Raw genomic sequence first — 16,345 nt, 5'->3', positions numbered from 1 at the left:
AATTTACGGACAGGCAACTCCATCAACTTTAAGTCATTTGAAATTAGCTAAAACAGTGTATGAAAAAATGTTTTATCAAGTATCAGAGGAATTAGAATTGACCCAAAATGAAATAGATGTACTTCTATTTTTGCATAATAATGCCCCACTTAATACTGCAAGTGATATAGCTAGATATCGTGCTATGTCAAAGTCTATGATATCAAAGTCAGTAGATTCTTTATATAAAAGGGGATATCTATCCTATGATATAGATGAGTTAGATAAAAGATGTATTCATCTTAAAATTGAACCAGTGGCTATGCCAATTGTAAAAAAGTTACATGAAGTTCAAAAACAGTTTTTTGATATTCTTACTTCCAATATATCTGAAGAAGAATATAAAGTAATGGAAACAGTATTAAATAAAATGTATGAAAACATCATTGATGAACTTGAAGAATGAGAGGAAGATAGAAGAGATGGAAAATAAACAACAAAGTGAGTTAGGAACAAAAAGTATAAGTAAATTACTATTTAGTATGGCTATTCCTGCCATTACAGCGCAGATTATTAATCTTTTGTATAATTTGGTGGACAGAATGTACATAGGACATATTCCTAAAGTAGGAGCTACTGCATTAACTGCAGTAGGTGTTACAATGCCAATTATTATGGTTATATCAGCATTTGCTGCTTTAGTTAGTATGGGAGGTGCACCACGTTCCTCAATTATGATGGGAAAAGGAGATAAAGATACTGCCGAGAAAATACTAGGAAACTGTACTACTGCACTAGTATTTATTTCAGTGATATTAACAGCTGTAGTGCTTATATTTGGAGAGAAAATGTTAATGACATTTGGAGCCAGTGAAAATACTATAAAATATGCATTGGATTATTTGAAAATTTATGCTTGTGGAACATTGTTTGTACAACTTTCTTTAGGTCTAAATGCATTTATTACAGCACAAGGATTTGCAAAGACAAGTATGTTTACAGTACTAATTGGAGCAATATTAAATATTATCTTAGATCCAATATTTATTTTTGGGTTTAATATGGGAGTAAAAGGTGCAGCTTTAGCAACTATAATATCCCAGGGAGTTTCTGCATTATGGGTTATAAAATTTCTTATAGGAGATAAGACTTTATTAAAAATCAAGAAAAAATATCTAAAGATAGATTTTAAAGTATTATTACCTTGTATAGCCCTTGGACTAGCACCATTTATTATGCAATCAACAGAAAGTATTTTAGCCATATCATTTAATACATCTTTACTAAAATATGGTGGAGATTTAGCAGTTGGAGCCATGACTATTCTTTCAAGTGTTATGCAATTTTCCATGCTTCCATTAGTTGGGCTTACCCAAGGAGCCACACCAATTATTAGCTTTAACTATGGAGCAGGGAAAGGGGATAGGGTTAAAGAAGCATTTTTATTGTTACTAAAAGCATCTCTAACTTATTCAATAGGATTATGGGCAATTGCAATGTTATCTCCACAAATATTTGCCAAAATTTTTACTAAAGATGCTGAGTTAATTAGTATTTCTATTAAAGCAATGAGAATTTACATGGCTGCTTCTCTATTATTTGGAATTCAAATTAGCTGTCAGCAGACTTTTATAGCCTTAGGAAATGCAAAGACATCTGTATTTCTAGCTATTTTACGTAAGATAATTCTTTTAATTCCACTTATATATATATTACCTTTGTTTTTAGAAAACAAGGTAGATGCAGTATTTTTAGCAGAGCCAGTAGCAGATATTATTGCTGTTACAATAACAAGTATAATGTTTACTATTCAGTTTAAAAACGTATTAAAGGAACTAGATTACTAAAAACTTTAAATTAAGGAGTGAGGAAAATGTTTTATCCTTTTAGTTATTTTAGATTTGATCCAACCATGATTATATTAATTCCAGCAGTTATTTTAACCATATATGCCCAAAGCAAAGTACAATCAAATTTTGCTAAATATTTGAGAGTACCGACACAAAAGGGATATACAGGAGTTCAAGTTGCAAGGAGATTATTAGATCAACATGGTTTGCAAAATATACCAATTGAACTTTCAAGAGGTAAGTTAAGTGATCATTATGATCCAACAAAACAAATTTTGAGACTATCCCAAGAAGTATATGAAGGACATTCTGTAGCTGCAGTAAGTGTAGCTGCTCATGAGGTAGGACATGCTATTCAGCATGCTAATGGATATATTCCATTATCTTTAAGAAATATAGTTTTTCCTATAGCTAGATTTGGCTCTTCTGCCGCTTGGCCATTTATGATGATAGGATTACTTATTCCTAGTTTAGGTAGCCTTATGAATATAGGAATATTACTTTTTGGAACAGCAGTTTTATTTCAAATCATTACACTTCCAGTAGAGTTTAATGCAAGTAGTAGAGCTTTGGAACTACTTGATACTAATGGTTTTGTAGTCGAAAATGAAATCAAGGGATCAAAGAAGGTACTTCAAGCTGCAGCTTTAACTTATATAGCAGCTATGGCAAGTGGGATAGCACAATTATTAAGACTTATTATGATTAGAAATAGAAATAATCAAGAATAAAATCAAAAGAAAGTATGCTATGAAAATTATGCTTAACAAATCTTGCCAGGAATAAAGGTATCATTTGATTAATAGAAAAGAGAAGAATGACTAGATAGTTGATACATTTGTAGTTTTGTGTGCAGCTAGAGATCTTGTTATTCCGAGCATAGCGAGGAATCTTAAGGGGTGATGATTTGTATTATGTATATATGATGAGTAATTGGAATGATAAGGTCCTATATACAGGCATTACCAATAATTTAGAACGTAGAGTGTATGAACATAAAAATAAATTAACAAAAGGTTTTACTGCAAAATATAATATAAACAAATTAGTATATTTTGAATATACAGAAGATGTGACTGCTGCCATATCAAGGGAAAAACAGATTAAGGGCTGGTGTAGACAAAACAAAAATGAATTAATAGAAAATACTAATCCTGAATGGAAGGACTTATCAGAGGGATTTTAAACTAAAGATTCCTTGTTACACTCGGAATGACAAGCTTTTTTAAGTCGCATTATTAATAAAATTCGTCGCTAAATAGCTTATTAAGTAGTTGATTTTACTAGGGTAGAGTATGCTTCTATATTCTGCCTTTTTTATTTTGTAATATAGGTTTGTCATAGTATGGGATATATATAGGTATGTAAAACTGAAAATTTAATAAAGAAAATAAAATGGTGAAGTTTTAGGTCGAAAAAATACCAACTAAACTTCGCCATTTTTTTATATCTAAAAACAAAAAGAAAGGAATTAGAATTATGTCAAAATTATTTATGCATAGTACATCCTCGGAAGGAATAGATAAGCTGATGGTTATGATGACAAATTTCCAGCCAAGAAGGAGTGGTATAGTTATCAATAATTATTTTTGCTGCCAAGGAGATGGAAAAGATTGTAACTGCAATGCTATTAATGTTAGTAAAGGCTTGGACAACTGTGGATACAATTGGTTCGGATTTTAAACCTAATGTAGATAAGAAAAAATATAAAGACTCAGTAATGGAGTGTTTTGAAAAGATAAATAGCTATTTTTTAAAAGAAAGATTAAAGAATTTAACAAATAGATTTAATTATAAGGGTATAATAATGTATTGAATTAAAAACATGCAGAATTAAAAACATTCAGATTTACAGGATAGTCAAATTGCGATATAATATGAGTATGAATTTAATATGAAAAGAGGTGCTATCATGGAATTAAATATTAGACCATCAGCAGATCTAAGAAATAAATATAATGAAATATCTAAACAATGTAGGGAAACCAGAGAGGCAGTTATTATTACTGTAAATGGTCGTGGCGATACAGCTGTTCTTGGATTACAGGATTACAAGCAAATGAAAGCTGAATTAGAATTGCTTCGAACTCTTGCAGAAGCAGAAGATGATGTAAAAAGTGGAAGAGTGGGTTCCATGCAAGAATCTTTAGATAGACTTCGTGAATCTTTGGTAAATAGGAAGAATGAAAATGTATAAGATTATGAGAACAGACAAAGCAGAAGATCAACTGAGGGATATAATTTATTATATTGCAGATGATTCAGGTAGTGTTGATGTTGCTCTTAAATATTTAGATAAAATAGAAGAATCCATCAATTGTTTAAAAGACAATTGTTTAAAAGAGTTTCCTAACTCAGGATGCATACCCAGATATTCTATTTTGAAAAAACAAGGATACAGAGTAGTGATTGTTGAGAAACACCTTATATTTTACAAGGTAAATGAGGAAAATAAAACAGTTATTATATATGCTATAGTTGATGGAAGAAGAGAGTATCAAAATTTAATATAGTCAGGCTACAATATCCTTAAGCTCTATAGCAATCAGCTTTAGAGCTTTTTCTATGTTTATTATGACTTAATTATTAAAGAAGATGAATTCTTTGGTAATTGGGATTCTAAAAAAAGAAGGTATAATAAATAACAAATATATAATCTTCCCCCAAGGGGATAATGTCTCTTCATAACATCTTTATTGTACTCTCAAGGCACGTTGAGACGGTAGTATTGATGTCAAGGGTAAAATAGTAAGGGGAGTAAGAAGCCTGTAACTAAAGGGTTTCCGAGGTTTGAAAGTGAAAATCAGATGAGCAAAATTCGTGAAAATATTGGTTCGAGTGAACTAGTCCAAAGGCATGATATTTTAGGTGACAGAGCGATTTAGATGTCGACACTTTGTGAGTAGTCGATTTAGATAACATCGGCTTTCAGTGGTCAATTTAGATGTTTTATGAAAATCGAAGATTGGGGATGAATGATTTGAATGAGCAACAATTCAGGAAACTATTAATTGATACTGTAAAAGTTGGAGATCATCCAGAAAAGGACCAAATAATTTCACTGTTGAAAATATCGGTAGTAAGATTTGAAAAAACTGGTGAATTCACACGCCGACTTTGGAATCACTATAAAGAATATATTTATCTTTGTATTATTCCGGAGAAGATTATAGAGTTGAAAAAGTATGAGAAATATCTAGATGGGGTTTGTGATGAAATTTATCCTCCTGATGATGAGTATGAATTTTGGAGTTTATTGATTAGGCCAGGGAGTCTGCCAGTTGATGAGGAGATTAGTCAAGAGATCTTGTTTGAAGGTATTCAACAACAGATAATTGAAGAAATCCGAAGTGCCAAATATCTGATTTGGATAGCCATGGCATGGTTTACAGACCCCGTTCTATATAAAGAGCTCTTGAAAAAAAAGACACAAGGTGTAACTATTGAAATTGTAATGGATGACAATGATAAAAACAGAAATGCAGAATTTGACTTAAGCACTAACTTCCCAACGCACTGGGTAAGAATAGAATCTCTCTATAAAAACATAATGCATGAAAAGTTTTGTATCATAGATTTGAACACAGTAATTCATGGTACATTTAATTGGACAAAAGCGGCAAATTACAACAAGGAAACGATCAGTATCGACCGGAATAGAACCACAGCGGAGGCGTTTGCTGATGAATTTATGAAACTAAAGAAAAGTGAACTATTAAAGTTCTAACACATAAGAAAGTTTAAATGCCTTTCCACCATAATGGTAGAGAGGCATTATTATTTATCCTTGATATTCAAATTTACTCGAGGCGGATTAGGATATATTTCATTAATCAGCATTACTAGGGCTTCACTCAATTCATATCTTTCAATTTTTCCTTTGTACTCCAGATCACGCATGTAATCAATTGCACTGTCCAAGTCATCGAATACGCGATTATCTTCTGTTGGAGAAATAGATGTTTGATGAAGATCGTTTAGACTCTCAAAAAAATTGCTGAATCCGTTTGCTGAAAGGACCTTGTTAAAAGTATCCCTTCTATATTTGCCAAAGAAACTGTCCATATTTTCAGGCACTGTAATTTCTCTTATGGCTTTTATCGCTTCGCCATTTAATCCCATATAAGAACACGCCTTCTCTAGTGAAAACGAATCATCATCTGTTTCACCAGTGAGATAGCCAACATCTACACTAAAAAAATCAGCGACTTGAAGCATGTTTTCAAAATCTGGGAAACTTTTTATGCCATTCTTGGCATCCCCCAAATTCACCCATCTACTAATGGTTTTTTGGGTGAATTTGGTACTGTACTTTACATTTAGCGCATGTGCGAATGACTCCTGTGTATATCCGCCCTCGAGTATACATTTTTTTAGCCGCGCATTCCAGCAACACTGTTTTCTATCTATTATGTCGTTCATGGGATAATATCACTCCTTATTCATCTAATTATAACCCACTTCTATTACTTGCACAACCTATAGTTGTGTTGTTTAATAAAGGTGTGTTAAGAAATTCTTTAAAACATGTAGATGAACATGAACGATAAGGAGGAATTATGGAAGAGAAGAAGAATGGGTTCTTAGTCTGGGTTAAGGCACATAGGAAGGAACTAATTATTGCAGGTATCAGTGTAACTGCATTGATCGCGATTATTATATGTATAAAGAATCGCGATTCAATTGAGGCCCTCTGGAAATCACTTAGTAGTGCAATAGAAAAATCTCCTACCAAGGCGCCGAAATTATCTCAGACGACTATCGAAAAGATTGCACAGTCATCTGTCACTGTTACAGATGTCATCAATCCTACAGAAATATCGGTTATTAGTACGACAAGGACTTTTCAAGATCCCTTTGAAGTCAGCGATCACATCAGAAACTTACATGAAGGATGGCGTGCTTCTGCAAAGAAGATCACTGAAGCAGAGGTCATGGGAATTATCCTTCAGCCGGGACAAACATTAGTAGACGCACATATCAAGGGAGGTGTTGCAGCATGAGTCTAAAAGAGCTTCTCAGGAATCTCGCCAACGGAGATTATGACGGAGAGCGTATTGATAACGAAGAAAGTGGTGTGTCGTGGGGATTTTACATTGATAAAGGAACTCCGGTGCAGTACCGTGAGGGTAAATCGAGCAAATTCTTCAACGGGAAAGAGAATGAGCGTATACCTGGGACAAGAACGAAAGAAATATTTGACACAGATGAGAAGAAAGATACCTTCTTTAAGAAATATGGGTATCTCAACAGTATGTTTGACGATCATCCAGAAGTAATGGATTATAGCCGCGAATATTATGAAAACAGGAATAAGAAAAAATAAGAATCCTTACAATGGGAAAAGGCCACCTGTTGGTATGAAATACCATTAGATGGCCTGGATCTAACTACTCAAGAATATCTACCGTCAAGCCTGACTTGAATTCCACTGTGAATTTGTCCTCATAGATAAATACCTTTTCAATAAGCCGCCGGACAAGCACCTCGTTGTATTCGGTAAGGGCAGTGGGCTGCTCCTGCAGAAATTCGCTCATGTCGGTGATGCGTTTTTGCAGTTCATCCCGACCGAGGTTCTCGACCTGAGCCTTCTGCTTCTCCTCACGCAGGCGATAGATTTCATCGCCAACCTTCTCGTAGTCAGCCTTTGAGTTGGCGAGCTTCAAGAGCTCTGCTTGAAGTTCTGTAAGCCGTTTATCGATTGCGGTAAGGGTCTGACTGTTTTCGTGACAAATTACGGTTTCGATATTTTTCTGCAGCGTGATGAGAAAATGATCTTTATCACACAATGCTTGGTTGATGGCTGTGACCATCACTTGCTCTAAGGTGATCTCAAGTACCGTTCGGGCCTCGCAGAACAGGCCAGTGTTTTCTAAGCGGCTGACACATCGCCAAACAACCGACTTTTTGCCTCGGTTGTTCCAGTGAACCCTGCGGAATACCTCGCCGCAGCCACCACAGACAATCATGTTAGAGAAACAGTGGATGCAGCTGAAGGTCCTGTTCTTACCGTTCGGGCTGGTGTGGACGATGCGGCGTTGGATGAGTTCCTCTTGTACCCTCATGAATATTTCACGCGGGATAATGGCCTCGTGGCTGTTTTCCACGTAATACTGCGGTACAACGCCGTGGTTCTTTACTCGAGTCTTTGTAAGAAAGTCAGTAGTATAGGTTTTCTGCAACAGGGCATCTCCAATATACTTTTCATTTCGCAAAATCTGATTGATATTGCTGGTATGCCATTTCTCATTTCCAGCACCATTAAGAATGCCGTCTGCTTCAAGGCCGCGCTTGATTTTTAGCATGCTGGCACCTTCGAGATATTCCCGATAGATGCGCTTTATGATTTCTGCTTCCTCAGGGACAACGATCAGGCGCTTATTCTCATCCTTTGAAAATCCGAGGAAGCGGTTGCAGTTGACCTGAATGTCTCCCTGCTGGTAGCGGTACTGAAGCCCCAGCTTTACGTTCTGGCTGAGGGACTGGCTTTCCTGTTGGGCAAGAGAAGCCATGATGGTGAGCATGACCTCACCCTTGGAATCCATGGAATTAATGTTCTCCTTCTCGAAGAAAACGGGTATGTTCTTTTCCTTAAGCTGTCGAATGTATTTCAGGCAGTCCAGGGTATTTCGGGCAAACCTACTGATGGATTTAGTAATGACCATATCGATGCTGCCAGCCATGCACTCATCGATCATTCGATTGAATTCTTCGCGCTTCTTGGTGTTGGTGCCGGAGATGCCATCATCTGCATATATACCTGCCAGTGTCCAATCCGGATGGCCGTTGATGTAAGCTGTGTAATGCTCAATCTGCGCATCGTAGCTGGTAGCCTGTTCGTCGCTGTCGGTAGAAACCCTGCAGTAGGCTGCAACACGGAGTTTTGGCTTTTCTTCATCACTATCTTTTCGGATATGCTTCCTTGCTGGAAGCACCGTAACGGTTTTATTTGTCGCCAATTGTTTACACCTCGCTTTCTATTAGGCTATAGGCATATGCCGCCTGTGCAAAAGGATCATCATAAATTTGTGTCCCTTCGATGATGTGGAAGGTAGTGGGGTAGATAGCTGCCTTATCTTCTTTAGGCTCGCGTATTCTGCCGAGAGCAGATGCCCGTCTAAACCGTTCTTCTTGAACGGCATCAAAGGTATCTGGGTCAATGATTGCGGGGTAATAATCATCACCAATCATGGTACTCACACAGTAATAATCGATAAGAAACGCCTTATTCATGATGATTTTCAGGTTGTTGAAAAATGAACCAGGGGGTCAGATTTCAACGTCAAAGGGGGTCAATTTTGGTTGACAAACAACAACAATCAACTCCGTCTTCTTTAAGTCATTTTAATCTAGCAAAAACAGAAGATATTTGGGGTTGAAGAAAAAATCAGAACCTATATGGAGATGCTTTCTTGATAAACACTGACTTCAATAATCAAAGCATCAGTGCATAAAATGTTGCATTTAAACTTAAGCAAGGCTATAATGTAAGTGTTAATGCAACAGAGGAGAGAAGTGATATGGATTATATAAAGCAGATAAAGGAACACCTTAATCAGTCTGGAGGAATCATCACAGCGAAGACTTGTAGAGAAAGGAATATTCCAACAGTCTATCTCACTCGCTTAGTTAAACAGGGATTTCTAAGTAGAGCATTTCCTGGAATCTATGTAACTGAAAGTGGAGATTATGATGAATTCTATTTCTTCCAGTACCAATATCAGAAATCAGTGTTTTCATATGAATCTGCACTGTATCTTCTCGGAGTTCCCGATAAGATTCCTCAGATAATGGAAGTTACTGTCATTTCCGGATACAAGTTCAATAGAAGGAGGTCTGGAGTGCTGGTTCATTTTGTAAGAAAAGACTGGTATGAACTAGGTATTGTAGAAACCAAGACTATGTTTGGGAACACCGTAAACGTCTATTCTTTTGAAAGGGTATTATGTGACTTCATCATGAATAAAAAAGAAGTGGATCCAGAGATTTATGTCAAAACAATTCGAGCGTATAAAGATTACGATGAAAGGAATATTCAGATGCTGTATGGAATTGCATCAAAGATGGGTATTTCGAATAAAGTAAGAGACATTATGGAGGTGGCTTTTGAATAAAGATAAGTTAACCCAATTGTGTCATAGGCTCAGTAAGGAAACAGGACTTTCATTTAATTCAGTGATGACATACTATTTTCTGGAGAGGTTACTAGAAAGAATCAGTAGTAGCAGATATAGAGATAACTTTATTTTCAAGGACGGTTTTATTCTATCAAACATTGTTGGAGTTCAGACTAGAACGACTGTGGATATAGATATGTTGCTGAATAACATCGAATTTACTAAAGAACGAATTCTTGAAATTCTTGTAGAAATATTGAAAGATGCCGAGGGTAGTGTCATATCTTATGAGATTATAGATGTAGAGACCATAAAGGAGGTGGATGAATATAGTGGGTATCGAGTAAAAGTGCTTTGTAGATTTGAGAACATCAGACAAATTGTTCCGTTGGATATTGCCACTGGAGATGCTGTAACTCCACATCCAATAAATTATAGTTTCATCAGTATCTTTAATGTTGAAAATATTCTAATAAAAGCCTATCCAATTGAGACAATGATTTCAGAGAAGATCCACACAATATTTGAGAAAAGCTATTTAAACAGTCGTAGTAAAGATTATTATGATCTACATATTATATATACTCTTAGGCGAAAAGACATTGATGGTGAGATCTTAAAAAGTGCTTGCAATCGAACATTTTCTACTCGAGAAACCGTGTTTGAGCCATATAAAATACTAGAATTTTTAAGTGATATAAAGTTTGATGATGTATTTTCTGGGAGATGGGATAGCTATGTTAAGAAGAATAGCTATGCTCAGGAAGTATCGTTTTCTTCAGTAATAGATAGTGCAATCAGTTTGCTGAAAATGATGAGTGAGTAAACTCCTTTTACTTATCTCAATTATAATTAGGCTTTTTAATTTAGTTACCCCCAGGATACTTTTGTTAGATGGTTATTTCACTGGGTTCTTTTGATATATAGTATCTGGCTGCGGTTTAGACACACGTGGAGACTGTCGTACTGCTGGAAAGAAAATAGAACATGAAAACCCTGGAAATGAGCTGTAGGAGTCGTTTCCAGGGTTTATTTCTTTGAGGAGAAAGCTTTAAGTTCTGGATGGTAGATATGTTCAAGGAATTTAAGGTGTGATTGGAAACAGATTAGTATTTTATGGGGTAAGGGTTTTGGAAAAAGTTACACCTTTAACCAAAAGATTTCTTTAGAATGAATGGTGTTCAAATAAAGCATAATTTGGGTTATAATTTATATAACATTGCGATTATTATACATACTGTATTCAAAAAAAGAACTTATTAATACTATTCATATAGAGATATATGTAAAATAAACTTTTTAATTGTATTACTTTCTACAGTAACACTAATTCCCACTATTAGTTCAGATGAAAAAATTGGCATTGAAAAATAATCTGTATTACACTACAATCGTACTTATAATATTAAAGTAGTATCGGTACATATGAGAAGTATTTCTGTGTTAATTCAGATAACATTTGCAAGTTAAGTTCGTAGGTGCTATTGAGTATAGAAAATCTCTTAGGATATTAATACGTATGAACCAGTCAAAAATTCACAGATCACACACGGGAGGAACCATTAATGAGGAAAATCATTGTTCTTGAACATATCACTCTGGATGGTGTAATACAAGGACCAGGGGGACCACACGAAGATACCAGTGAAAATTTTAAGTATGGAGGGTGGATTGAAGCACTGTCTGATGAGGTCCTTGGAAAGCTTCTCAGAAAACAGATGGATAAGACCTTCGATCTTTTACTGGGACGTAAAACCTTTGATAATTGGGCTTCCTACTGGCCGCAGCATGGCGATGCATGGGAAGGGGTCAACAAAGCAGTCAAGTACGTTGCATCAAATAAAGTTAAATCAGCTGATTGGCAGCCGTTCGTGTTTATTAACGAGGATATAGTAGAAAAAGTATCTCAGTTAAAACAGCAGGATGGTCCGGATTTAAATGTTTGGGGTAGTAGTGATCTTGTTCAGACTCTTCTCAGACATGATTTAGTTGATGTGTTTTGGCTGATGATCTACCCAATAACGTTAGGACGTGGAAAGCGGTTGTTTAGAGAAGGTACAATTCCTACAGCATTTAAAGTAACGGAAAGCACTGTAACGCCTAAGGGTGTTATTGTTGTGAGACTGGAACGTGAAGGAATGATAGCGGAAAGCTATTGAAATCTGATCCATAGGAAATATAAGGAGTGAAGTGCAATGTCTTCAAGTAAAAGTAAGTTCTTATATGAAATATGAGAGCCGGGGGCAGTCAGTGCCAGTTTTACCGTTAGGGCGCCAGACCCAGGTATTGAGACATCATGGAAGGAAAATTAATAGATGAATAAAACACTAATTGTATACTATTCACTTTTTGGAAATACGGAAGAACTGGCATTTGAAATAGCAGAACAAACTGATGGTACTCTGAGAGAGCTGATTCCAGAAGAAAATTATTCATTTGAATATAACACAGCGGTAAAAGAAGTAAGAAATCAGATTTCCAGAGGCTTTTGTCCAAAGCTGATCTCTGGAAATGAGTCTATTGATGATTATGAAACAATATTCATCGGTTCACCGAACTGGCTAAAAACTATGGCACCACCTGTTCTGAGTTTTTTAAAATCACATGATTTCATGGGGAAAAAGATAATTCCATTCTGTACTCATGGTGGTGGAGGGTTTGGACGAATAACAGATGAGATAACAGAAGAATGTCCAAAATCCAAGATTCTTACCGGAATCGCATCAAGTGGCAGTATTTCACCAGAAGAAATTACAGCCTGGCTTACATCAGTTGGATATGGTGAAAAAGCTAAGAAATAGAGAATAATCATTTATACCTTCTGCATTGGGAGTGCCATGGTATAATTAGATCAAGCGGTAATGAATGTGGAAAGTATATTACTCATTGTAATTAATTAAGTATTGAGCACTGGAAATTGCAGTTTATATTTCTTGAGCTCAATTTTTTATGTCTCAAATAACATTATACTGAGTTTATGTTATTGAACTTATATAGTACAATGATTTTACTACAAGTAATGAAGCGAAAACTGTAGAGGATTATACCCTGAAGAAACAACGGAGGCAAAAATGATAAAATATATTCTTACAACTGAAAGTGGTTCAGATCTATCTCAAGAAATAATCGATCGCTATAATATAAAAGTCATTCCGATGCATGTGACTATGGAAAATCAGACGTATCCTGATGGAAGTTTTGATGTTCAGAAGGTTTTTGATTATTATGAAAGAACGGGAAATCTTCCTAAAACATCGGGAACTTCACCTCAAGATAATACCGATGTTTTCAGGCAGATATTTACCGAATATCCAGATGCATACATCATACACATCGGATATTCCGCCGTGACAACTGTTTCCTTCAATGCTGCAAATATTGCAGCTCAAGAGTTTAAAAATATCCACCTTGTTGATTCCAAGCATGTATCTATCGGAGCAGCTGCCATTGTAAAAGCGACCGCTCAGTTCATTGAAGATAACCCTGGTACAACTCCTGAGGCAATTATTGCTTATGTTGAAGATATCAGAGAACGCACCCATATGGTTTTCCTGCCGAAAACACTTCAATATTTGAAAGCAGGCGGACGAGTCTCAAATCTTGCTTTTTATGGAGCAAATCTATTGAAAATTCATCCGTCTATTATACTGGAAAATGGATACCTGGTCTCAGGAGGAAAATACCGTGGATCTTTCAATAACTGTTTCAAGAAGATGGTTAATGCTTTTTTTGAAAGCTATAACATCGACCCTGAGACAGTTCTAGTGGTAGGAGCTCCTGGTGTAGAAGATATACAGAAAGAGATGATCTCCGATCTTCTGAGAGAAAAGGGTATTCAAAAAGTCACTTGGATGGAGGCCGGTTCCGTAATTTCCAGTCATGGCGGTCCAGGAGCAATCGGCATCACTGGGATCGAGAGAACTGCAGATTAAAGTTGTAAGATATAGATGAGTTTTATAGTAAACCCTGGGAATGAGTTCAAAGAGCTGTTTCCAGGGTTTTTTGATGGGTCCTTTTGGAACAGGCTATTTCAAAAATCTTTTTGAACATATGAAAGACAGATATCCCGTAACATGCCTAAGAGAAGAGAAGAACTGGATCTATGACCTGTTTTCCGAGTCAAAATCAATAAGTGTAAGTACTGTAAAAGATTCTGATGGCGATTATGTCGGCGCCCTGTCTCATACCAGTGTTCTAGATGAAGGCTACATCAGAGTGTTCGCCTGCGAGCTGGATGAAGATATCTCCTGGCTGGAAGCTGCACCTTCAATAATCAGATATCTTCACTCCTTTGGGGAAGAGCTCTCCAAAAAAGAGAATGCAGAGTTCAAAGGATTTGATTTTAATCTTGAGGATGAGCATCCTATATATAAGATTCTCTATGGCACTTTAGAATATAATAAAACCTCAGAGGCTCCACTGGCCTGGTATGTAAGAATCAGTAATCTGGAAAAATTTATGGGATTCATTGCTCCGGTAATGGAAGGCAGAATCTGACAGTCCTTGGCTGTAGGATATACAGGTACTTTGAATATCGGTTTATATGATACAGAGAGGCAGTTATCCTTGAGTTTTGAAAAAGGGAAGCTGGTTTCAGCAGAAAATAACGAGTTTAATCGCTCTGATGCCTATTTCTGCAATGATACTTTTAAACAGCTGATATTTGGATATAAATCACTAAGAGATATTGAGGAATATACTCTGGAAAGCCTGGTAAACAACGAGGCTAGAATCATTCCGGAAATTCTCTTCCCGAAAAAGGATTCTAATATATTATCTGTATGGTGAAACACTGATATGAACATGGATCTGCTTCTTTGACACCATCGGTGCAATTCCACCTGTTTTATGTATGAAAGAAGCGTATTAGTGGATGGAGATATTCTGGTCACCACCTTCACAGATCCAAGCTGGACGCCATTGTTTGTTTCGGTAAAGGCCCTAGTCACTGAAGTCGGGGGACTGATGACTCATGGGGCTGTTATTGCACGTGAATATGGACTACCAGCAGTTGTAGGTGTGCTGAATGCGATTAAACTGATCAAAGATGGTCAGAGAATCCGTGTGAATGGAACAGAAGGATATGTGGAAATCCTGTAGATATGAAGATGCCGCCATCTGCTTTGCAGCAGAAAGGGTCAGGAAAACTGGATAGGTGACCTCCTTCTGTGTATTCATGAGGATACCGATAGAATGATTTATCTTTATTTTTGCATCAGAACATTCATTGGACAATTAAAAAAGCTTTCATTATGATAGAGTAAAGACAAATTTAATGAGGAGATCATCGCATGACTAAAGATGAGTTATATACGACGGTTAAAGATAAACAGCCTAATATCTGTCAGATTGTTGCCTATAGAGATGGAGAAAAGGTCTACGCTGAAGAATGGAATGACTACACGCGAGAGGACTGCACTCATATTATGTCTGCAACAAAGAGTGTTGTATCCTTACTTATCGGTATCGCAGCTGATTTAGGAATGATCAGGAGTGTTGACGATAAGGTTCTGGATTTTTTCCCTGATTATGAGCCTAAACGCGGGGAAAAAACCATTTATGATGTGACCATAAGACATCTGCTCACCATGAGGGCACCCTATAAAGGTAAGGGAGATCCATGGTCAAAAGTGTGTTTTAGTGACAACTGGACCTATGCATCACTGGACTTTCTTGGAGGAAGAAAAGGGATAACGGACGATTTTAACTACCAGACAGTATGCCTTCATATCCTGTCGGGTATTCTCTATAAAGTATCAGGCATGAAGACGGTGGATTTTGCCAATAAATATCTCTTTGAACCTCTGGGTATAAAGAAACACACATCTTATTTTGCGGAAACTGCAAAGGAGCATAAACAGTTCACTATGGACAGACTTCCTAAAAAGGACGTCTGGTTCTCTGATCCCCAAGGGCTAGGCACACCGGGATACGGCCTTTGCATGAGTGCATCTGATATAGCTCTTGTTGGACTCCTGTGCCTGAACAACGGTGAGTTTTCCGGAAAACGGATAGTGTCTTCCTCCTGGATTAAAGAGATGACAAAACCCCTGGAGGTAGAAAATGAGCATTTCAAAGGTATGTCCTATGGGTATCTCTGGTGGATCATCAATCCGGAAAAAAACATATATGCAGCGATCGGAAACAGCGGGAATGTGATTTATATCAATCCCGAAAAGAACATTGTAGTTGCAGTGACTTCTTATTTCAAACCGTCTGTAATTGACAGAACTGATTTCATTAGAGACTATGTCGAATCGTATATACTTGAAAATTGACTTATTCAGTGATGAAAAGGCTGATCAGTGATTGAATTCATCCTGGATGCAGTGATAGGCTCCCTTTATGAAAAGACAGTGAAAGAAAAACACTGTTAATCATGAAGGGAGCCTTTTGCTA

The 16,345-nt window shown here is 36.5% G+C and carries 21 protein-coding genes and 1 pseudogene; 19 read left to right on the top strand and 3 right to left on the bottom strand.

Annotated elements, in window-relative coordinates; genetic code table 11:
- The 8 genes from RTX25_RS06640 to RTX25_RS06605 form a co-directional block, all read left to right on the top strand.
- Positions 1-445 (top strand): MarR family winged helix-turn-helix transcriptional regulator (locus RTX25_RS06640; RefSeq protein WP_312651998.1); only part of this gene is annotated, 445 nt, incomplete at its 5' end.
- 16 nt (positions 446-461) lie between these two features.
- On the top strand, positions 462-1,826 hold the full coding sequence (locus tag RTX25_RS06635; protein ID WP_312651996.1) for an MATE family efflux transporter: 1,365 nt from the start codon (positions 462-464) through the stop codon (positions 1,824-1,826).
- Between the two features lie 26 nt (positions 1,827-1,852).
- A complete protein-coding gene (locus RTX25_RS06630; RefSeq protein ID WP_312651994.1) occupies positions 1,853-2,560 on the top strand; it encodes a zinc metallopeptidase in 708 nt (235 codons plus the stop codon).
- A 176-nt stretch (positions 2,561-2,736) separates the two neighbouring features.
- A complete protein-coding gene (locus RTX25_RS06625) occupies positions 2,737-3,015 on the top strand; it encodes a GIY-YIG nuclease family protein (protein WP_312651992.1) in 279 nt (92 codons plus the stop codon).
- A 417-nt stretch (positions 3,016-3,432) separates the two neighbouring features.
- Positions 3,433-3,645 (top strand): hypothetical protein, encoded by a 213-nt coding sequence (locus RTX25_RS06620; RefSeq protein WP_312651990.1) that lies wholly within the window; start codon positions 3,433-3,435, stop codon positions 3,643-3,645.
- 96 nt (positions 3,646-3,741) lie between these two features.
- On the top strand, positions 3,742-4,026 hold the full coding sequence (locus RTX25_RS06615) for a type II toxin-antitoxin system Phd/YefM family antitoxin (RefSeq protein WP_312651988.1): 285 nt from the start codon (positions 3,742-3,744) through the stop codon (positions 4,024-4,026).
- Positions 4,019-4,342 carry a type II toxin-antitoxin system RelE/ParE family toxin gene (locus RTX25_RS06610; RefSeq protein WP_397428524.1) on the top strand — a complete coding sequence of 108 codons (324 nt, stop codon included), beginning with the start codon at positions 4,019-4,021 and terminating at the stop codon, positions 4,340-4,342. Before RTX25_RS06615 ends, RTX25_RS06610 begins: the two co-directional genes overlap by 8 nt.
- Before the next feature lie 467 nt (positions 4,343-4,809).
- Positions 4,810-5,556 carry a phospholipase D-like domain-containing protein gene (locus tag RTX25_RS06605; RefSeq protein ID WP_312651984.1) on the top strand — a complete coding sequence of 249 codons (747 nt, stop codon included), beginning with the start codon at positions 4,810-4,812 and terminating at the stop codon, positions 5,554-5,556.
- Positions 5,557-5,606: 50 nt separating this feature from the next.
- Here the strand turns inward: RTX25_RS06605 and RTX25_RS06600 are convergent, their stop codons facing one another.
- Positions 5,607-6,251: a helix-turn-helix transcriptional regulator gene (locus RTX25_RS06600; protein ID WP_312651982.1), complete on the bottom strand. Its 645-nt coding sequence runs from the start codon at positions 6,249-6,251 to the stop codon at positions 5,607-5,609.
- A 137-nt stretch (positions 6,252-6,388) separates the two neighbouring features.
- Between RTX25_RS06600 and RTX25_RS06595 the strand changes: the two genes are divergently transcribed.
- Complete coding sequence (locus RTX25_RS06595) at positions 6,389-6,832, top strand: hypothetical protein (protein WP_312651981.1); 444 nt, start codon at positions 6,389-6,391, stop codon at positions 6,830-6,832.
- Positions 6,829-7,155 carry a hypothetical protein gene (locus RTX25_RS06590; RefSeq protein WP_312651980.1) on the top strand — a complete coding sequence of 109 codons (327 nt, stop codon included), beginning with the start codon at positions 6,829-6,831 and terminating at the stop codon, positions 7,153-7,155. The genes RTX25_RS06595 and RTX25_RS06590 overlap by 4 nt, the downstream gene beginning before the upstream one ends.
- Positions 7,156-7,219: 64 nt before the next feature.
- Here RTX25_RS06590 and RTX25_RS06585 read toward each other — a convergent pair whose 3' ends face one another.
- Positions 7,220-8,788: a recombinase family protein gene (locus RTX25_RS06585; RefSeq protein WP_312651979.1), complete on the bottom strand. Its 1,569-nt coding sequence runs from the start codon at positions 8,786-8,788 to the stop codon at positions 7,220-7,222.
- A 4-nt stretch (positions 8,789-8,792) separates the two neighbouring features.
- A complete protein-coding gene (locus RTX25_RS06580; protein WP_312651978.1) occupies positions 8,793-9,020 on the bottom strand; it encodes a hypothetical protein in 228 nt (75 codons plus the stop codon).
- 329 nt (positions 9,021-9,349) lie between these two features.
- Between RTX25_RS06580 and RTX25_RS06575 the strand changes: the two genes are divergently transcribed.
- The 9 genes and pseudogenes from RTX25_RS06575 to RTX25_RS06535 all read left to right on the top strand — a co-directional run bounded on the left by RTX25_RS06575 (position 9,350) and on the right by RTX25_RS06535 (position 16,224).
- Positions 9,350-9,943, top strand: coding sequence for a type IV toxin-antitoxin system AbiEi family antitoxin domain-containing protein (locus RTX25_RS06575; RefSeq protein ID WP_312651976.1), 594 nt, complete (start codon positions 9,350-9,352; stop codon positions 9,941-9,943).
- Entirely contained in the window at positions 9,936-10,772 is an 837-nt protein-coding gene (locus RTX25_RS06570) for a nucleotidyl transferase AbiEii/AbiGii toxin family protein (protein ID WP_312651974.1), read from the top strand. Before RTX25_RS06575 ends, RTX25_RS06570 begins: the two co-directional genes overlap by 8 nt.
- 739 nt (positions 10,773-11,511) lie before the next feature.
- Positions 11,512-12,105 (top strand): dihydrofolate reductase family protein, encoded by a 594-nt coding sequence (locus RTX25_RS06565; protein ID WP_312651972.1) that lies wholly within the window; start codon positions 11,512-11,514, stop codon positions 12,103-12,105.
- A gap of 156 nt (positions 12,106-12,261) precedes the next feature.
- Complete coding sequence (locus tag RTX25_RS06560; protein WP_312651970.1) at positions 12,262-12,747, top strand: flavodoxin; 486 nt, start codon at positions 12,262-12,264, stop codon at positions 12,745-12,747.
- Between the two features lie 270 nt (positions 12,748-13,017).
- Positions 13,018-13,878 carry a DegV family protein gene (locus RTX25_RS06555; protein WP_312651968.1) on the top strand — a complete coding sequence of 287 codons (861 nt, stop codon included), beginning with the start codon at positions 13,018-13,020 and terminating at the stop codon, positions 13,876-13,878.
- A gap of 73 nt (positions 13,879-13,951) precedes the next feature.
- A complete protein-coding gene (locus tag RTX25_RS06550) occupies positions 13,952-14,443 on the top strand; it encodes a hypothetical protein (protein WP_312651966.1) in 492 nt (163 codons plus the stop codon).
- A 69-nt stretch (positions 14,444-14,512) separates the two neighbouring features.
- Entirely contained in the window at positions 14,513-14,734 is a 222-nt protein-coding gene (locus RTX25_RS06545; RefSeq protein WP_312651964.1) for a hypothetical protein, read from the top strand.
- A 66-nt stretch (positions 14,735-14,800) separates the two neighbouring features.
- Positions 14,801-15,046, top strand: a pseudogene (locus RTX25_RS06540) (PEP-utilizing enzyme); the annotation flags it as partial.
- 191 nt (positions 15,047-15,237) lie between these two features.
- Positions 15,238-16,224 (top strand): serine hydrolase, encoded by a 987-nt coding sequence (locus tag RTX25_RS06535; protein ID WP_312651962.1) that lies wholly within the window; start codon positions 15,238-15,240, stop codon positions 16,222-16,224.
- Positions 16,225-16,345: the final 121 nt, after the last annotated feature.

Source organism: Proteiniclasticum sp. (assembly GCF_032054185.1).
In the GTDB taxonomy this organism is placed as follows: Bacteria; Bacillota; Clostridia; order Clostridiales; family Clostridiaceae; genus Proteiniclasticum.
The sequence above is the reverse complement of the archived record's forward strand: the minus strand, read 5'-3'. Positions and strand labels throughout refer to the sequence as shown.

Bases quoted from the DNA above. Each gene is read 5' to 3' on its own strand.
- RTX25_RS06535 (WP_312651962.1), top strand. From the start codon at position 15,238: ATGACTAAAGATGAGTTATATACGACGGTTAAAGATAAACAGCCTAAT.
- RTX25_RS06580 (WP_312651978.1), bottom strand. From the start codon at position 9,020: ATGATTGGTGATGATTATTACCCCGCAATCATTGACCCAGATACCTTT.
- RTX25_RS06620 (WP_312651990.1), top strand. From the start codon at position 3,433: ATGGAAAAGATTGTAACTGCAATGCTATTAATGTTAGTAAAGGCTTGG.
- RTX25_RS06615 (WP_312651988.1), top strand. From the start codon at position 3,742: ATGGAATTAAATATTAGACCATCAGCAGATCTAAGAAATAAATATAAT.
- RTX25_RS06565 (WP_312651972.1), top strand. From the start codon at position 11,512: ATGAGGAAAATCATTGTTCTTGAACATATCACTCTGGATGGTGTAATA.
- RTX25_RS06600 (WP_312651982.1), bottom strand. From the start codon at position 6,251: ATGAACGACATAATAGATAGAAAACAGTGTTGCTGGAATGCGCGGCTA.
- RTX25_RS06560 (WP_312651970.1), top strand. From the start codon at position 12,262: ATGAATAAAACACTAATTGTATACTATTCACTTTTTGGAAATACGGAA.
- RTX25_RS06550 (WP_312651966.1), top strand. From the start codon at position 13,952: ATGGGTCCTTTTGGAACAGGCTATTTCAAAAATCTTTTTGAACATATG.
- RTX25_RS06595 (WP_312651981.1), top strand. From the start codon at position 6,389: ATGGAAGAGAAGAAGAATGGGTTCTTAGTCTGGGTTAAGGCACATAGG.
- RTX25_RS06590 (WP_312651980.1), top strand. From the start codon at position 6,829: ATGAGTCTAAAAGAGCTTCTCAGGAATCTCGCCAACGGAGATTATGAC.
- RTX25_RS06555 (WP_312651968.1), top strand. From the start codon at position 13,018: ATGATAAAATATATTCTTACAACTGAAAGTGGTTCAGATCTATCTCAA.
- RTX25_RS06610 (WP_397428524.1), top strand. From the start codon at position 4,019: ATGTATAAGATTATGAGAACAGACAAAGCAGAAGATCAACTGAGGGAT.
- RTX25_RS06635 (WP_312651996.1), top strand. From the start codon at position 462: ATGGAAAATAAACAACAAAGTGAGTTAGGAACAAAAAGTATAAGTAAA.
- RTX25_RS06575 (WP_312651976.1), top strand. From the start codon at position 9,350: ATGGATTATATAAAGCAGATAAAGGAACACCTTAATCAGTCTGGAGGA.
- RTX25_RS06630 (WP_312651994.1), top strand. From the start codon at position 1,853: ATGTTTTATCCTTTTAGTTATTTTAGATTTGATCCAACCATGATTATA.